The sequence below is a fragment of the Flavobacterium jumunjinense genome, from assembly GCF_021650975.2.
GTDB lineage: Bacteria > Bacteroidota > Bacteroidia > Flavobacteriales > Flavobacteriaceae > Flavobacterium > Flavobacterium jumunjinense.
The window spans coordinates 709,229-727,699 of the sequence record NZ_CP091285.1 but is presented as its reverse complement, the minus strand read 5'-3'; the positions used below and the strand labels follow the sequence as shown (position 1 = coordinate 727,699).

At 32.1% G+C, this 18,471-nt stretch carries 10 protein-coding genes; 3 read left to right on the top strand and 7 right to left on the bottom strand.

Features of this window, described 5'->3' with window-relative positions; all coding sequences use genetic code 11:
* Position 1: 1 nt before the first annotated feature.
* The 5 genes from mrdA to purH are packed head-to-tail and all read right to left on the bottom strand — an operon-like array spanning position 2 to position 5,867.
* Positions 2-1,918: a penicillin-binding protein 2 gene (gene mrdA / locus L2Z92_RS03520; RefSeq protein WP_236457468.1), complete on the bottom strand. Its 1,917-nt coding sequence runs from the start codon at positions 1,916-1,918 to the stop codon at positions 2-4.
* Positions 1,915-2,418 (bottom strand): rod shape-determining protein MreD, encoded by a 504-nt coding sequence (locus L2Z92_RS03515; protein WP_236457467.1) that lies wholly within the window; start codon positions 2,416-2,418, stop codon positions 1,915-1,917. The genes mrdA and L2Z92_RS03515 overlap by 4 nt, the downstream gene beginning before the upstream one ends.
* A gap of 1 nt (position 2,419) precedes the next feature.
* Entirely contained in the window at positions 2,420-3,247 is an 828-nt protein-coding gene (gene mreC / locus L2Z92_RS03510; RefSeq protein WP_236457466.1) for a rod shape-determining protein MreC, read from the bottom strand.
* A gap of 8 nt (positions 3,248-3,255) precedes the next feature.
* On the bottom strand, positions 3,256-4,284 hold the full coding sequence (locus tag L2Z92_RS03505; RefSeq protein WP_236457465.1) for a rod shape-determining protein: 1,029 nt from the start codon (positions 4,282-4,284) through the stop codon (positions 3,256-3,258).
* Positions 4,285-4,340: 56 nt separating this feature from the next.
* The gene (purH, locus tag L2Z92_RS03500; RefSeq protein ID WP_236457464.1) at positions 4,341-5,867 is read right to left on the bottom strand and encodes a bifunctional phosphoribosylaminoimidazolecarboxamide formyltransferase/IMP cyclohydrolase; all 1,527 of its coding nucleotides are present in this window, start codon (positions 5,865-5,867) and stop codon (positions 4,341-4,343) included.
* Between the two features lie 397 nt (positions 5,868-6,264).
* On the opposite strand from purH, the gene L2Z92_RS03495 reads away from it, so the two are divergent.
* On the top strand, positions 6,265-7,515 hold the full coding sequence (locus L2Z92_RS03495) for an ABC transporter permease (RefSeq protein WP_236457463.1): 1,251 nt from the start codon (positions 6,265-6,267) through the stop codon (positions 7,513-7,515).
* Positions 7,516-7,574: 59 nt separating this feature from the next.
* Here L2Z92_RS03495 and L2Z92_RS03490 read toward each other — a convergent pair whose 3' ends face one another.
* Positions 7,575-11,744 (bottom strand): T9SS type B sorting domain-containing protein, encoded by a 4,170-nt coding sequence (locus L2Z92_RS03490; RefSeq protein WP_236457462.1) that lies wholly within the window; start codon positions 11,742-11,744, stop codon positions 7,575-7,577.
* A 296-nt stretch (positions 11,745-12,040) separates the two neighbouring features.
* Here L2Z92_RS03490 and L2Z92_RS03485 point away from each other — a divergent pair, with 296 nt between their 5' ends.
* Together L2Z92_RS03485 and L2Z92_RS03480 are read left to right on the top strand one after the other, a co-directional pair.
* Positions 12,041-12,916: an ABC transporter ATP-binding protein gene (locus L2Z92_RS03485; protein ID WP_236457461.1), complete on the top strand. Its 876-nt coding sequence runs from the start codon at positions 12,041-12,043 to the stop codon at positions 12,914-12,916.
* Positions 12,917-12,918: 2 nt separating this feature from the next.
* Complete coding sequence (locus L2Z92_RS03480; protein WP_236457460.1) at positions 12,919-16,566, top strand: ABC transporter permease/M1 family aminopeptidase; 3,648 nt, start codon at positions 12,919-12,921, stop codon at positions 16,564-16,566.
* Positions 16,567-16,664: 98 nt separating this feature from the next.
* Here L2Z92_RS03480 and lepA read toward each other — a convergent pair whose 3' ends face one another.
* Positions 16,665-18,461: a translation elongation factor 4 gene (gene lepA, locus L2Z92_RS03475; protein WP_236457459.1), complete on the bottom strand. Its 1,797-nt coding sequence runs from the start codon at positions 18,459-18,461 to the stop codon at positions 16,665-16,667.
* Positions 18,462-18,471 lie beyond the last annotated feature (10 nt).

The following is an 18,471-nucleotide window of genomic DNA, read 5'->3' as shown; positions in this document are numbered from 1 at the left end:
TTTAATTGACTTCCTCCTCTTTTCGAGCTATATTAGTTGTTAATGAATCTTTTGCTTTTTGCTGCTGTGGAAAACGTTGATAAATAATGTTTTCTATTTTTTTATATTCACTCTCTAATGATTCAGTAAACATTCTTTTTTCAAGATCTTTTCTTGTAATCTCACCATTAATGTATTTTTCAACCATCAATGTAGCAATTGGACCCGCATATCTATTTCCCCAATATCCGTTTTCAACAAAAACAGCGATTGCAATAGTTGGGTTTTCCTTTGGAGCAAAAGCAACAAATATGGAATGATCCTTTAATTGATATGTTTTTCCTCCAACTCTTATTTTATTTTCAGCAGTACCTGTTTTTCCACAAATTTCCAAGTCTTTTACTTGTAATGATTTAGCTGTGCCAATTCTATATACATCTGCTAGACCTTGTATCATAGGGTCAAAGTATTTAGTATCTATTGTAGATATATGCTTTGTTGTGAATTTTTTATCTAAAGTTTTTCCTTTGATTTTTTTTACAATGTGCGGTGTGTAAAAATAACCTTTGTTTGCAACAACGGCCATCATATTTGCTAATTGAAGTGGAGTTGTTAGAACTTCACCTTGACCAATTCCGTTAGAAATTATTGTTGATCCTTTCCATCCGCCATTCGGATAAATTCGTTCATAGGTTTTAGATGTTGGAATATTTCCTTTTTTTCCAGTTGGTAAGTCAGTGCCCATGTAATCTCCTAAGCCAAAACTTTTTACGTGGTTGGCCCAAACATCTACACCTTTGGAAGAGTTTTTAAATTTATCAATAGTATTTCTGTAAACACTACAAAAGTAAGTGTTGCATGAAAGATAGATTCCGTTGTTAAATCTAGAGTAACCAGCATCATGACATTTCATGAAACGACCACCTCCATAGGAAAAACCATGGTTGCAAGAAAAACCGGTTTCTTCAGTAATCACCTCTTCTTGCAAACCAATTAATCCCGTTATTATTTTAAAAGGAGAACCTGGAGGATATTGTGCTAAAAGACCTCTGTCGAAAAGAGGATTGGCAATAGAATCTCTATATAGATTTGTATAGTTTTTTGAACGTTGCCTTCCTACCAAAAGAGCAGGGTCATAAGTTGGAGCAGAAACCAATGCTAAAATTTCTCCTGTTTTTGGTTCTAAAGCTACAATTCCACCTCGTTTATTAATCATTAGATCTGTTCCATATTTTTGGAGTTCGTAATCTAAAGTCAATGTTAGGTCGTTTCCTTGTTTAGATAGTGTATCGAATTTTCCTTCCTTGTAAGGACCAATGATTTTATTGTGTTTGTCTCTCAGTAGGTATTTTATTCCTTTAACGCCTCTTAATACTTCTTCGTATTCTTGTTCAACACCTTGTTTTCCAATTAAGTCCCCACTATTATAGTATGGATTTTGGTTAATTATCGCTTCGTTAACTTGTGTAATGAATCCAAAGACATTTGCTCCTTCTTGTATTTGATAATCTCTTAAAGCACGTTTTTGGGCATAAAAACCTTCAAACTTTCGCTCTTTTTCTTGAAAAGAAGCATATTCTCTTTTGTTTAATTGCGACATGAAAACAGACGGAAGTCTTGGACTATAAACAATTGCTTTTTTTATTTTCTTTATAAAATATTCTTTTTTAATTTTAAGCAGGTTGCAAAGTTCTAGTGTGTCAATGTTTTTTATCTCTCTAGGAATAACCATGATATCATAGGACGGTTGGTTTGCAACTAATAATTTGCCATTTCTGTCATAGATATAACCTCTTTCAGGGAAATCGAAAACTTTTTTTATTGCGTTGTTTTCAGATTTCAATTTTAAAGTTTCATCGATTACTTGTAAATAAAAAATGCGAGCAATTAATATAATTGATGTAATTATAATTATGATTGGTAAAACTAACTTTCTCATCGCTTACTTGGCTTTATTAAATAAATAATTAGTAAACAAAAAACAAATGTGTACAGTGTTGTTATTAATGTTCGCTTTATAATATCAAAAACTAATTCGATACTAAATAATTCAAAAGTAAATAGCAATAAATGGTGAATAAAAATAGAAAGCAGTATAAAGGTTATTCTTTCTGTAGATATTTTATCAGCGATTTTAACAGTTTGATATTCGTAACTTAATCCGAATGAAAAACGAAACATGCTAGGCCTGATAAATGCAAGTACTAAAGAGGCTAAAGCGTGAATTCCACCAGAATTGCAAAACATATCTAATAAAAGACCTAAAAGAAAACTACTAATAAGGAGTAAGTTTTTGTTTCCATTAACAGGGTATAAAAGAATAAATAGAATATAAGGCAAAGGGTCTATATATCCGAAAGAATCGAAACGATTGAATAGTAGTACTTGTGAAAAAAGTAGTAGTATAAAACGTATTATATTTAAAACTGTAGTATTCAATTTATTTTGTTATTGTAGTTTCTTTATCTAAACTTTCTTGTTCCTCCTTGTTTTTGTTTTCAATGATATATACATAGCCTAATGCCGTCATGTCATTAAAAAGTCTAACATTAATAGTGTAATAATTTGTTTTTTTATCGATAAAAACTTTGTCAATCTTCCCAATTGGAATATTCTCAGGAAAGAAAACCGATTCAGATCCAGTAACAATAGAATCTCCTTTTTTTATAGAAGCCAATCGTGGTACATCAACAAGTTGAACATATCCTGCATTTGTTCCGTCCCATGTTAAAGTCCCAAAATGATCAGAGTTCTTGATTTTTGCGTTTATTTTTTGATTTATATTTAGTATACTTATAATGGTTGCATATTTGTTTGATGTGTGTTCAACTACTCCAACAATTCCACGCTCATTTATAACACCCATATTTTCTTTCACATTGTTTTTGGTTCCAGCATTTATGGTTAAATAATTTTGTCTAGTGTTAAAGGTGTTTTTAATTACTTTAGCTTTAGTTACACTGAAAAATTCGGCATCATTATAAGAAATGTTTTTGAAATTAAGCAGTGTGTCTTTTTTATTAAAAAGTAATTGCTTTAGTCTTGCATTTTCTTCAGCAAGAATAGCGTTTTTTTCTTTTAAACTTAAATATTCTTCTGCGGAATTAACCTTTTCATAAAAACTTCCAGTAATGCTATTTGCGCTATTTATATACTTACTCCTGTGGTAGGAATGTGATTTTATAATTAACACAAATGAAATACCCAAAAGCAGCAAAAACAGCAATCGATGGCTGTTTTTTATGAATAAATATATTATATGCTGCATGTGTTATTTTATTTTATAAGGATGCTTTTGTATTTGTTTAAGTTTTTTAATGCTATTCCTGTTCCTCGAACTACTGCCCTTAACGGATCTTCCGCAATATAAACAGGTAAGTCTGTTTTCATTGATATTCGTTTGTCTAATCCTCTAAGCATCGAACCACCACCTGCTAAATAAATTCCAGTATTATAAATATCGGCTGCTAATTCTGGAGGTGTTTGTGAAAGTGTTTCCATTACAGCATCCTCAATCCTTTGTATAGATTTGTCTAATGCTTTTGCAATTTCTCTATAGGATACATCTACCTGTTTAGGCTTTCCTGTTAATAAGTCACGACCTTGAACAGACATTTCTTCAGGTGGACTATCTAAATCTTCAGTAGCTGCACCAATCTGAATTTTAATTTTTTCAGCAGTCGTTTCTCCAACAAATAAATTGTGTTGGGTTCTCATGTAGTATATGATATCATTGGTGAAAACATCACCCGCAATTTTAACAGATTTATCGCAAACAATACCTCCCAATGCAATTACTGCAATTTCGGTAGTACCACCACCTATATCAACAATCATGTTTCCTTTCGGTTGCATAATATCTACACCAATACCAATTGCTGCAGCCATCGGTTCGTGAATTAGATATACTTCTTTACCATTTACCCTTTCTGCAGATTCCTTAACGGCACGCATTTCCACTTCTGTAATTCCAGATGGAATACAAATTACCATTCTTAATGCAGGCGTGAAAAGTTTTTTCTTTAGTGCAGGAATACTTTTAATAAGCATGCTTATCATTTTTTCAGACGCATCGAAATCAGCAATTACACCATCTTTCAAAGGACGTATGGTTTTGATGTTTTCATGCGTTTTCCCTTGCATCATATTGGCTTCTTTACCAACTGCAATAATTTTTCCAGTTATTCGGTCTCTTGCTACAATAGATGGACTATCTATGACAACTTTATCGTTGTGAATGATTAAGGTATTTGCGGTTCCAAGGTCAATTGCGATGTCCTCGGTCATGAAATCAAAAAATCCCATATGCTTTTTTAGGGTTTTGTGTTAGTAAATGTTCGGTTTCTACAAATGTAATAAAATTAATGTTTAAAATGACGTGTTCCTGTAAATACCATGGACACATTGTTTTCATTACAATAATTAATACTTAATTCGTCTTTTATTGAGCCTCCAGGTTGAATAACAGCAGTAACTCCTGCTTTGTTTGCAATCTCCACGCAATCAGGGAAAGGGAAGAATGCATCGCTAGCCATAACAGCTCCTGTTAAATCAAATTCGAAAGAGGTCGCTTTTTCAATAGCTTGTCTCAAAGCATCAACTCTTGATGTTTGTCCTGTTCCAGACGCACAAAGTTGTTTGTTTTTTGCTAAGACAATTGTATTCGACTTTGTGTGTTTGCATATTTTAGAGGCAAAAATTAAATCGTCGATCTCTTCTTCTGTTGGTTCGGTAGTAGTAACGTTTTTTAGTTGCTGTTTAGTATCAGTGATGTTATTTTTATCTTGAACTAAAATGCCATTCAAACAAGTTCTTACTTGTTTCTCTGGTAAAGCAATTTCGTTTATTACTAATACAATTCTGTTTTTTTTCTCTTCTAATAGGTCAATAGCTTCTTTGTCATAAGACGGAGCAATTACAACTTCACAAAATAAATTGTGAATTTCTTCTGCTGTAGCAAGGTCAATATTTCCATTTGCAATTAAAACGCCACCGAATGCAGATGTTGGGTCGCCTGCTAAAGCATCAACATAAGCTTCTTTCATTGTGTTTCTAGTTGCAATTCCGCATGCATTATTGTGTTTTAATATTGCAAACGTAGGTTGGTCATGTTTAAATTCACTCATTAAATTAACAGCAGCGTCAACGTCTAGTAAATTATTGTAAGATAACTCTTTTCCGTTTAATTTAGTGAACATTTTGTCGAAATCTCCAAAAAATAATCCTTTTTGATGTGGATTTTCTCCATAACGTAATACTTGAGCGTTATCAATGCTCATTTTTAAATAAGTATCCTCTGTGTTAAAGTAGTTAAAAATAGCAGTATCATAGTGAGAAGAAGTATGAAAGGCTTTTGTAGCTAATAATTTTCTTTCTTCAATTGTTGTAGCTCCATTTCCTTCTGTGTAATACTTTAAAAAAGTGGCATACTCATCAACAGAAGCCACAATAACAGTGTCTTTGAAGTTTTTTGCAGCTGCTCTAATTAAAGAAATGCCACCAATATCAATTTTTTCAATAATATCAGCTTCGACAGCACCACTTGCAACTGTTTTTTCAAAAGGATATAAATCAACAATAACCAAATCAATTTGTGGAATTTCAAATTCTTCCATTTGAGCAACATCTGTTGGATTGTCTTGTCTGTTTAAAATTCCACCAAATACTTTAGGGTGAAGTGTTTTTACACGCCCGCCTAAGATAGAAGGGTAAGACGTTACATCTTCTACTGCTACTACGGGAATACCCAAATCTTTTATAAAAGATTCTGTTCCTCCTGTAGAATAAATAGTAACATTATTTTTGTGAAGAGCTTTAACAATAGGTTCTAATCCTGTTTTATCAAATACCGAAATTAATGCAGATTGAATGCTTTTTGATGAGTTCATTGTGTTGTGTTGTTTAATCTAAATGTGTATCACTTAGATTGAATTGTTTTTTAGTTTTGCAAAAGTAGTTATAGTTATTAAAAGATTCAAAGATATTTTTAATAGTTAATGCATTTTTTTTATTAGTGATGTAGAACTGTATTTTTTAATTTGATTATTTAGAAATAAACTATTTGTAGGCAATGAATTTAAAAGTTACTAAGCCGTATTAAAGCCGTATCAAAGCCATATCAAAGCCGTATATAAGTCGAATGTAAGTCGAAGAAGTATTAGGGAATTAAAAAGAAGTAATAAGCAGACTAGAAAATAGGGATATAAAGAGTGTAACTACAATTCTATTCTTTTTTTGTAACAATCTCTTTCTTTATTCTACTAATAAGACAATTAGTTTTGTATTATGTTGTTATATTTTAGATTACTTAAAGAAAGTTTGAGTTTTGCATTGAGTGCTTTGCGAAACAATAAACTACGCACGCTATTGTCATTGTTAGGGGTTACGGTAGGGATTTTTTCTATCATAGCGGTACTGGCAGCGGTAGATTCGATGGATAAAAAAATAAAGGAAGATTTAAGTGATATGGATCTAAATACCGTTTACTTAATGCGTTTTTCATTTGGTCCATCCGATGTGCCTAGATGGAAAAGAGAACAGTTTCCTGATGTAACGTATGAAGAATATGAACATTTAAGACGTACGTTAAATGGTGTTGATAAAATGTCTTTTAATCTTTTTACAAGAAATGAAAGTATAAAATACGAAGGTAAAACAGTAAATTCCATACGCGTGAAGCCTTCAACGGGAGAGTTTATAGATATTGAGCCAATAAAAATAGAAACAGGTAGGTATTTTAATGAGTCTGAATCCAATTCTGGTTCTGCAGTAATAGTAATCGGAAGTGAAGTAGCTACTGGACTTTTTGGAGAGACTAATCCTATTGGAAAAAAAATAAGACTATATGGACAAAAATTTGCTGTTATTGGTGTGTTGAAAAAGCAAGGGGAATCTACTTTTGGAGATAGTAATGACGTAGCTGTTTTTTTTCCAGTTAATTTTTTGAGACGAATGTATGGCGATAACAATAAAACGCTTACACCAGCTATATTGATTAAACCAGAAAAAGGTGTCGATATTGAAGAGTTTAAAGCAGAGTTAATACAAAAAATGAGACTCTTTAGAAGTATAAAATCTGGAGATATTAACAATTTTTTTATTAATGTGCTTTCTGGTTTTACCGATTTTATCGATAATATTGTTGGTCAAATGAATTTTGTAGGCTGGCTAATTAGTGGTTTTTCATTATTAGTTGGTGGTTTTGGTATTGCAAATATTATGTTTGTTTCTGTAAAAGAAAGAACCAATTTAATAGGTATTCAAAAAGCGCTTGGCGCAAAAAATAAATTCATTCTTTTTCAGTTTCTTTTTGAAGCGGTCATTCTTGCGATCATTGGTGGTCTATTTGGAATGCTGCTTGTCTGGCTCTGTGCAGTTGGTTTAAGTGCAGCTCTAGATTTTGAATTTGTTTTGAGTACACAAAATATGATGTTAGGAACAGGTTTGTCTGCCCTCATTGGTTTAATTTCAGGAATTGTTCCAGCGATTTCTGCATCAAAATTAGATCCTGTGGAGGCAATTAGAACTGGAATGTAGTTAGGATTAAAAGTATAAAAGAAAAAAACGCTTAGTGAAACACTAAGCGTTTTTTTGATCTATCTTTTCATGGTAAAATGAGCTCTAAATTTTCTTTTTTGATTATTATAGGTGTAATCTACAACAAACCAATAATCGGTTGACGGTAAAGGGGTCCCATTAAACGTTCCGTCCCAACCGCTTCCGCTTGGACTAATTTGTTTTATTAATTTTCCATAGCGATCAAATATAGAAATGTTTGCTGTTCCATCATCTTCTAAGTCGAAAATATTCCACCTGTCATTATAGCCATCTCCATTAGGTGTAAAGAATTTAGGGTACTTAATTACAGTAAATGAAATTACAGTATCTCCACAATTTCCATTAATGTCATTTACAGTAATAGTATGATCTCCAGAACTTACATTGTAGAATTGATTATTAGATTGAAAATTTCCATCATCTAATTGATACTCGTAAGTTCCAAAACCATTATTAATAACCAGTGTCGCGATGGCTACTTCTTCAAATGAGTCCGTTAGTACAACTTCTGCAACTGCAACACTAGATTGTGTAACTGTTGCAGTTGTTGGTGCATAAGAACAATCGGGTGCGTTTTCAGGAGTTAAACGAATTGGAACTATTGTATAAGTACCAATTTGGTCTGCAACATATTGGAAACCGTTACCCATTAATATGTTATTTAAATACCATTCGATATTGTAATTTGTAGGATTGAAATTCCCATTTTGTATTATCTGTAATGTAGTTGTGTTTTCAACAACTCCAGTCTGGGGATGCACACAAATTATACCATCTTCAACATTGAATGTTGAAAGTGGATAAACGGTAAATTGAAACTGTGTCTCATCTGAACAATTAGTATTGTCGGTTGCTGTAGCATATACCCATACTGTAAAAGTCTGACTCGTTGTACCAGGAGATACAGAATATGTATAATTACTCGGATTTATAATATCAGAGGCGTTTCCACCTGCTTGACTATAATAGTTTAGAGTATAGGTAGTAGGTGTCAAAGTGGGTAATGTAAACGACCCGCAATGATTTGTCCCATCAAGTGACGCGAAATTTACTGCATAACTATTTAAATCGGGTGTTTCCGAAATAGTCACTGTAAAACTCTTTTCTTCTGTACATGGGAAACGATCTCCATTACTTGCAAAAACATAAACGGTTTGTGTGTTGGTAAGTGTATAATTACTTGGACTAATTAAATCAACAGCATTTCCACCTGATTGAGAATAATAATTTATTGTATAATTATCTGGATATGGTGCAGAATGTGTTAAAGTTTGTAAAGTAAAAGAATCACATCCAATTTCATTGTCATAATCTGGTAGTCCAATGAAGTTGTAGTAGGCTGTAAATGGAATATTCACAAAACAACCAGTACTCGGTTCAATATTATAAATATAGAACATTTGTGTTTCATCAAATACCATCGACGGTGTTACTAATGTACCTGCTCCATTTGGTTCTGTAAAATAGTCGCCATTAATAGGGTCTGGTAGCGAATAAGGGGCGCAGAAATATAAGTCACCAACAGTATCAACCAACGGAAGGGGGTTTATTGTTACATTGAATGAAGATTGATTGTCGCAACCAACACTATTGGCTGGGGTATAAATATAATAGGTACCAGGAAGATTGGCTCCGTTTAGATCGATTATGTCACCAGCGTTTAACATCGTCCCACCACCATTAGGAGCTGTAAAATAATTACCATTCGTTAAGGTAGGTAAAATAAAAAGTTCACATTCGGTCACATCTGCTAAAGTGTCAACTGGAGGTACAGGTAGAATGTCTACAATGAAAGACATATTGTCTGTGCAGTTTGGTGCTGTACTAGTATTTGCATATATGTAGATCGTTTGAGATGTTGTAATAACGGTTTGAGCGGGAATTAATGTTCCTGTTCCAGTTGGGCCAGTGTAATAATTTCCAGCATCAAGATTTGGTAAAGTATAGCTTCCGCATGAAATTTGATTCCCAACATTATTGATTATAAAAATGGTAAACGTACTTTGATCGGTACAACCATTAATATCTGGGCCATTCATAATAGTAATTACTTGTGTTGAAGTAATAGCATCACCCACGTTGAGTGGGTTACCAGATGCATCAAAATAACTTCCGTTAGTTAAAGGCTGTAAATTGTAGCTTACACAAGTTGTAACGTCTGTTAATGTATCAACTGGAGGTAAAGGATGAATGATAAGAGGAAAGGCTTCTTCTTTACAAAATGACCCGTTTACATCAGCATAAAAATAGATAGTTTGGTTAGAAGTAATAATAGTTCCGCTAGGTATTACAATGTTTGATGCGTTTGTCGGTCCTCCAGTTTGTTCGTAGAAGGCTCCAGCTGGTGGGGCTGGAACGATGAATTCACCACAATGTTCTAAAGGTATAGCATAATCGTCAATCAATGTAATTTGGAAAGAAGACTCATTTGAACATCCGTTAACATCAGGGCCGTTAAAAATAAAGTAAGTGCCACCAATATCTATTATGTCTCCCGCATTATAAGCTGTGCCAGTACCACTTGGACCAGAAAAATAATTTCCATTAGTAATAACAGGTAGCGTGTAGTCTTGACATTCAATTACATCTGCAAGAGTGTCAATTAAAGGTAACGGATGTATCGTTATGTCAAAATTAGCAACTTCAAAACAAAGCGAATTCGCTGAAGATTCTGCTCTCACCCAAATAGTCTGTGTTCCAACACCTGTAGTTACTGCATAATTGTTCGGATTTGAGAAGTTTCCGCTTCCACCAGTTTGTGCTTCTGTCTGTGTCGCATAAAAAAGGAGGTTGTAGTTCGGAGAAAGCTGAGGATTGCTGGTTAATATATGATTAACTAAGTCTACTGTAAGTCCAGATGGAGAATCACAATTCTCTATAGTGCCAATTGGATTAATTGTAATTGGTGTATCGATTAATAAATCGAAGGAATAAATGGCATCACAAAAAATTCCAGAATTAGTATTTAATAATGCTAAATAAATAGTTTCGTTTCCAGAGCTTGAATAATTGTTCCACTGTGCTTGTGGAATAGCATTTATGTGTGCTGTTGCATCAGCAATAGAAGTATAGTATTCAATATCATAAACAACATCGTCGATGCCAAGTGCTAACTCATTATTTCTAGATAACTCATAATTATAATTTGCGCTTCCAGAATTACACGCAATTAAGTCTGTAGGATTAGAAACTGAAAGATCGGTAAATTCAATTTGATCCGTAATTATACAGCTAGTACCAATTTTAGTTGCGGTTACTTCGTAAATTCCGTTTTGAGTAACGGTTAATGTATTGCTCGTTTCTGTTAATGGATTACCATTTCTTGTCCAGCTATGATTAAAGTCGGTATTGCTTAAGCCTGTTGTTATGGTAGTACTGTCACCAGAACAAATTGTGGTATCGGGTCCTAAATCAAGCGTAGTAATAAAACTTCCAGAAGCTAAAAATACAGCAGAATCATACCTGAAATCTTGGTAGTCACCAATTACAAGTCTAATTCGATACGTGTTATTTGGAACAACGGCAGCCGAAGCATTCATTACATTAGTATGGCCTCTCATATTAAGGGTTGAAGCACTTGGGTTACTAACGTTGTATGTGCTAAATAAGCTTTGGTTTGAAGACAAACAATTACCATTGAAGGCTTGGTCTCTAATGTTTAAGACAGAGACAGGTGTGTTTGTGTTTGGAATAACAGCTAAGTTTGTTGTTGTGTTCGTTGCTAAATCTGTCAAGAAAAAGGCAAAAGTATCGAAAGACGCACATTGCCATTGTCCATATTCATTGGAAGCAAATAGAAAATCAAAACTAAAGTTAGAAGATAACGGAATGAAATCGAATTGCAGGAAAGCAACATCTGTTATATTTCCAGATTGTCCAAGATTGTTGATGATGTTTTGTAAACCAGGATCACCTTGAGTATTTTGTTGACTATCTAGATTGTTTCCGGTATAAGCTCCTTCGGAATGTCTCGCAATTCCACTTCGTATTATTATTCCCTCATTTATAGGAAAAACAGAAGCGTTATTGTTGAAGTAAGCAACAGATTGACTAGAAGAAATTTGAATATTCGACACGTCTGTACAAGAGTTCCCAAGTAGTAAATTGACTAAATCAGTAGGCGTATTGCTTGTGTCATCTACTGTAATTGTTTGGGAATAGGCGGTTAATGGCAAAAGCCATACTAGTAGGAGTAGTTTTTTTATCATGATATCTTTGGGGTTTGAAAATCAATTGATTATAATAAAGTTAAGGATTTTTTTTAAGTATATCTTGTTTAAAAGAAAAAATGTTGGTTTTACTATTGGTTAATAATGTGTTTCTATTCCAATTTGTGAAAAAAATGTTAAAGAATTTAGAGAAAACTGTAACTTTTATGAAGGTTTGTTTACATATAAAGGAGTTAATTAATGAAAAATAGAATTAAAATAAAGAACGGTTTGTAATGCATAATGCATAAAATGGACGGCAAAAGTATATTAAAAAAATAAACAAATAGTAGATTATGAAGCTAAAGATAAATAACTTAAGTAAGACTTACGGTAATGGGGTTAAAGCACTTGATGGCTTAAATTTAGAAATTGGTGCTGGAATGTTTGGTTTATTAGGACCTAATGGAGCAGGGAAATCAAGTTTGATGAGAACAATAGCTACGCTTCAACAACCAGATTCAGGAACTATAGAGTTTGATGGAATTGATATACTAAAAGATCAAATTGAATTAAGAAAAATATTAGGCTATTTACCTCAAGAATTTGGAGTATATCCAAGTATGTCAGCAGAAGATTTATTAGACTATTTTGCGCGTTTGAAAGGAATTGCTTCAAAGAAAGAACGAGAAACTATTGTAAAAGAAGTTTTAGAAGTAACTAATTTATATGAAGTAAGAAAGAAACATGTGAATGGTTACTCTGGAGGAATGAAACAACGTTTTGGAATTGCTCAATTGTTGCTTAACAATCCAAAGTTAATTATTGTTGATGAACCTACTGCTGGTTTAGATCCTGCCGAAAGGAATCGTTTTCTAAATGTATTGAGAGAAATAGGAACTAATAATACAGTTATCTTTTCTACACATATTGTAGAGGATGTTAAAGAATTATGTAATGAAATGGCAATTTTAAATGGAGGTAAAATACTGAGTAAAGGTACTCCAAAAGAAGCAACTCAAAAGTTAGAAGGGCAAATTTGGACAAAGATTGTAGATAGACAAGAATTAGAAAAGTATGAAAAAGACTTCTCTGTAATTTCATCAAACTATAATGAAGATAATACATTAAACATAAGAGTGTTTAGTAATGAACAACCGAATGAAACCTTTTCTAAAGCTACTCCTGTTTTAGAAGATGTATATTTTGTGACTCTAAAAAACGATAATTAATTATGTTTAAAACAATTTTTACTTTCGAAATTAAAAGATGGCTGAAAAGTCCACTTTTATACATATACATAGCTATCTTTTTTGTGATTTCATTATTGATAATGGGAAGTAGCTTAGGAATTTTTGATAGTTTTTCATCAACAACTTCTTCAAGAGCATTGGCAAACTCTCCAATAGCTATTAATCAAATGTTGAACAGTCTTTCGGTATTTATTTACTTCTTACTGCCTTCAATTGTAGGAGCATCTGTATATCGTGATTTTAAATATAATATGCATTCTATTTTATTTTCCTATCCTTTTAGGAAGTGGGATTATTTAATGGGGAAGTTCTTAAGCTCTTTTTCAATAGTTATACTTATTACTGTTTTTATTGGAATAGCTGCTTTTTTGGCTTCTTTCTTGCCAGGAGTAAACCCAAATTTATTAGGCGAACATAGCTTTACAGCATATATACAAACTTATTTGATTTTTATTATCCCAAACTTGTTTACTTATGGAGTAATTGTTTTTGCGGTAGTTACTATCTTTAGAAACATTTCAATTGGATTCATTACAGTATTAATATTGTTTTTTCTACAGGAGATAGTAAGTAATTTTACACAAAATGTAGACAATAAGTTTTTGGTAGCATTATTCGAACCTTTTGGAAGTGATGCTTTGAAGTATTATACTAAATATTGGACCGTTTTTGAAAAAAATAATAACGTACTCCCTTTTAAAGGAGTCTTAATCTATAATCGTATTCTATGGCTTTCCATTTCTGTACTTATTTTAGGATTTATTTATAAATACTTCTCTTTTACTCAAAACGCATTAACATTTAGAAAAAGTAAGAGTAGTGATAGAATGGTGAAGAATAATTTTGGTGGAATCACTAAGATTAATCTAACTAAAGTAACCTATGATTATTCAATACTACAAAAATTAAAAACCACTTGGAGTTTAGCTAAAGTAGATTTTAAATTCATTGTTAAAAACTGGATTTTTATTAGTATTCTATTAGTAGGAATGATTTTTATTTTATTAATGGCAGTATCATCGGGAGAATTCTATGGTACCGAAACATATCCAACTACTTGGCAAATGCTAGCAGTACCAGGAAATATTTTTGGTTTGTTCATTAATATGCTTACTTTTCTATTTACAGGCTTGTTGATTCATAGAGGAGCAACTACAAGAATGAATCATTTAGTTGATGTAACACCAACACCAAATTGGGTTTTGTTGTTGTCTAAATTCATCGCAATTGTTAAAATGCAAATAGTTTTATTGGCGGTAATAATGATTTCAGGAATACTCTTTCAAATGTATAAAGGGTATTTTAATTTCGAAATTGGACACTATTTAAAAGAATTATATACGATTAGTTTGATTCATTATGTTATTTGGGCATTTTTAGCTATTGTCATTCAGTCATTATTCAAAAATTATTTACTTGGTTTTTTTGTATTACTGATGCTGTCTATTGGATTGAATTATTTATCAGTAATGGGAATAGAACAAGATGTTTTTCAATTTAATAGTGATACTGGTTATCGTTATTCTGATATGAATGGTTATGGACACACTTTAGGATTGTATTTTGTATATAAATTATATTGGTTGTTGCTAGGTATTGTTTTTTTCTTCCTAGGGTTATTGTTCTTTAAAAGAGGAATGGGAAAACCAGCAAAAGAAAGAATAAAAGAAGCGTTTTCAAGATTGAATAAAAGAACCGCAATTCCTTTAACATTATCTTTTCTTGGTTTTATTGCATTAGGAAGTACGATATATTATCAAGACAATATAGTAAATACTTATAAATCTTCAAATGATGCTGAAAAAGAAAGAGTTGAATGGGAGAAGAAGTATAAAAAGTATGAAAACAGATTGCAACCAAGAATTACAGATGTAAAAATCGATTTGGATATTTTTCCAGATGAAAGAAATTATAATGTAAATGGTACTTATGTTTTAAAAAACAAAACAAATAGTGCAATAGATACAATTTTTATAAATCGATCAGAAGAAGCGAAAATTGATTTTAATGTAGCTTATAAAGTGGTGTCAAAGGATACAGTTTTTAATTTTGATATTTACAAATTAGACAAACCACTATTAGCAGGTGATTCTATAACAATGACATTTGCAATTAAAAACAAGCCAAATACTTTATTTAAAGATAATTCACCTATAATAAATAATGGTACTTTTATAAATAACGGAGCGTTTCCTTCTATTGGATATTCCGATGGAGGAGAGATTTCAGATGACGAAATAAGAGAGAAATATGGTTTGAAACCAAAAGAACGAATGGCAAGTCCTACCGATTCAATTGCTAGAAAAAACACCTATATTAGTTCAGACTCAGATTGGATTACATTTGAAACAACAATTAGTACATCTAATGATCAAACAGCAATTGCTCCAGGATATTTGACAAAGAAATGGGAGAAAGATGGGAGAAACTTTTTTCATTATAAGATGGATAAGAAGATGCTAAATTTCTATGCTTTTCAGTCTGCTAAATATGAAGTTAAAAAAGACAAATGGAACGATGTTAATATTGAAATCTATTACCATAAAGGGCATGAGTATAATTTGGACAGAATGATTAAAGGAGTAAAAAAGTCGTTAGATTATTACACAGAAAATTTCAGTCCGTACCAACATAAACAAGTTCGAATTATTGAATTTCCAAGAACAGGAGGAGGGTTTGCACAATCGTTTGCAAATACAATTCCTTTTTCAGAAAGTATCGGTTTCATTGCTGCGGTAGATGATGAAGATGAGAAATCAGTAGATTACCCTTTTTCTGTAACAGCACATGAAGTTGCACATCAATGGTGGGCACATCAAGTTATAGGAGCTAATGTTCAAGGAGCAACATTGTTATCGGAGAGTTTGTCGGAATATAGTTCTCTAATGGTTCTAGAAAAAGAATATGGAAAATCGCAAATGAGAAAATTCCTTAAAGAGTCTTTAGATACTTATTTAACAGGAAGAAGTTTTGAGAATAAAAAAGAAAAACCTTTAATGTATAATGAAAATCAACAGTATATTCATTATTACAAAGGATCTATGGTTTTGTATGCTTTGAGTGATTATATTGGAGAAAAGAACATGAATAATGCATTGAAGAAATATGTAAGTAAAGTTGCTTTCCAAGAAGCACCTTATACAAACTCATTAGAGATGGTTAAAGAGTTAAGAGATGTAACACCAGATTCACTACAATATGTAATTAATGATATGTTTGAAACGATTACCTTGTATGAAAATCGTGTAAAAAGCGCAACGTATAAAAAATTGCCTAACGGGAAGTATCAAGTTGATATGGAACTAGAAGTAGTAAAATATAAGGCGGATGATTTAGGAGAAAGAGTTTATAAAGATAAATCAGGGAAGACATTAAAACATAAGGGTAAAGATGATAAATACGAAACGGAATCATATCCTTTAGCTGATTATATAGATGTAGGAGTGTTTTCTAAAGTTGAAAAAAACGGAAAGAAAACGGATAAAGAACTCTATTTGAAAAAGCATAAAATAACGGAAATAAATAATAAAATAACAGTGATAGTAGATGAAGTTCCAAGTCAAGTAGGAATTGATCCACTCAATAAATTAATTGATGTGAATTCCAATGATAATCGTATCGATTTATAACTTGAAAAAGAGTCTTTTGAATTTCTAGACACAATAAAAAAAGAGAAACCCGATAATGAAAGTTATCGGGTTTCTCTTTTTTCTATCTATTCTTTTTATTAATCGTTCAGTTTTAATACCGCCATAAACGCTTCTTGAGGAATTTCAACATTTCCTACTTGACGCATACGTTTTTTACCTTTTTTCTGTTTTTCTAATAATTTACGTTTACGAGAAATATCTCCACCATAACATTTTGCAGTTACATCTTTTCTCAACGCTTTAATAGTTTCACGAGCAATAACTTTTGCTCCAATCGCAGCTTGAATAGGAATGTCAAATTGTTGTCTTGGAATTAATTCTTTTAACTTTTCACACATTTTTTTACCAATGTAGTAAGCGTTACTTTCGTGAATTAATGCAGAAAGTGCATCTACAGATTGCGCATTTAATAAGACATCTAATTTTACTAATTTAGATTCGCGCATTCCAATAGGTGAATAATCAAATGAAGCATATCCTTTTGAAACTGTTTTTAATCTATCGTAGAAATCAAAGACTATTTCAGCTAATGGCATGTCGAAATTTAATTCAACACGTTCCGTAGTTAAATAGGTTTGATTTGTTATAACTCCACGCTTTTCAATACATAAACTCATTACATTACCCACAAAATCAGATTTTGTAATAATTGTTGCTTTTATATATGGTTCTTCTACACGATCTAATTTTGATGGCTCAGGTAAGTCGGTAGGGTTGTTTACAATTAAAATAGTATCAGGCTCTTTTTTTGTATAAGCATGATACGAAACGTTAGGAACCGTAGTAATTACAGTCATGTCAAACTCACGTTCTAAACGTTCTTGGATAATTTCCATGTGTAGCATTCCTAAGAATCCACATCGGAAACCGAAACCTAATGCAGCAGAACTTTCAGCAGTAAATACTAAAGAAGCATCGTTTAGTTGTAGTTTTTCCATTGAAGCACGTAAGTCTTCAAAATCTTCAGTATCTACGGGGTAAATACCAGCAAATACCATTGGTTTTACATCTTCAAAACCAGTAATCATATTAGTTGTTGGCGTTTTTGCATCAGTAAGGGTATCACCAACTTTTACTTCTTTTGCTTCTTTGATTCCAGAAATTAAATAGCCTACATCTCCTGTAGATATTACATTTTTAGGGACTTGGTTTAGTTTTAAGGTTCCTACTTCATCAGCAAAATATTCATTACCAGTAGCCATGAATTTAATTTTCTGACCTTTCTTTATTTCACCATTTTTAACACGGAAAATTACTTCAATACCTCTAAAAGGATTGTAGTGTGAATCAAAAATCAAGGCTTGTAGAGGTTCGTCAACATTTCCTTTTGGAGCAGGTACTTTTTCAATAATAGCTTCCAAAATTTTATCTACACCAAAACCTGTTTTTCCAGACGCATGAATAATGTCTTCTAATTTACAACCTAATAAATCAATAATATCATCACTAACTTCTTCTGGATTAGCACTTGGTAAATCTACTTTATTCAAAACCGGAATAATTTCCAAGTCATTTTCTAAAGCTAAATATAAATTAGAAATTGTTTGTGCTTGGATACTTTGTGCAGCATCAACTATTAAAAGTGCACCTTCACAAGCAGCAATAGAACGAGAAACTTCGTATGAAAAATCTACGTGACCAGGTGTATCAATCAAATTTAAAATATAATCTTCCCCATTGTGATTGTAATTCATTTGGATTGCATGACTCTTGATTGTTATTCCACGTTCACGTTCAAGATCCATATTGTCTAGTAATTGTGCTTTTTCTTCACGAGCTGTTACAGTTTGTGTAGCAGCAAGTAATCGGTCTGCTAAAGTACTTTTACCATGGTCAATGTGAGCTATAATACAAAAGTTTCTAATTTTCTTCATTCTAGTTTTC

Coding starts and splice junctions, on each gene's coding strand:
- mrdA (WP_236457468.1), bottom strand. CDS start 1,918: ATGAGAAAGTTAGTTTTACCAATCATAATTATAATTACATCAATTATA.
- mreC (WP_236457466.1), bottom strand. CDS start 3,247: ATGCAGCATATAATATATTTATTCATAAAAAACAGCCATCGATTGCTG.
- L2Z92_RS03505 (WP_236457465.1), bottom strand. CDS start 4,284: ATGGGATTTTTTGATTTCATGACCGAGGACATCGCAATTGACCTTGGA.
- purH (WP_236457464.1), bottom strand. CDS start 5,867: ATGAACTCATCAAAAAGCATTCAATCTGCATTAATTTCGGTATTTGAT.
- L2Z92_RS03495 (WP_236457463.1), top strand. CDS start 6,265: ATGTTGTTATATTTTAGATTACTTAAAGAAAGTTTGAGTTTTGCATTG.
- L2Z92_RS03490 (WP_236457462.1), bottom strand. CDS start 11,744: ATGATAAAAAAACTACTCCTACTAGTATGGCTTTTGCCATTAACCGCC.
- L2Z92_RS03485 (WP_236457461.1), top strand. CDS start 12,041: ATGAAGCTAAAGATAAATAACTTAAGTAAGACTTACGGTAATGGGGTT.
- L2Z92_RS03480 (WP_236457460.1), top strand. CDS start 12,919: ATGTTTAAAACAATTTTTACTTTCGAAATTAAAAGATGGCTGAAAAGT.
- lepA (WP_236457459.1), bottom strand. CDS start 18,461: ATGAAGAAAATTAGAAACTTTTGTATTATAGCTCACATTGACCATGGT.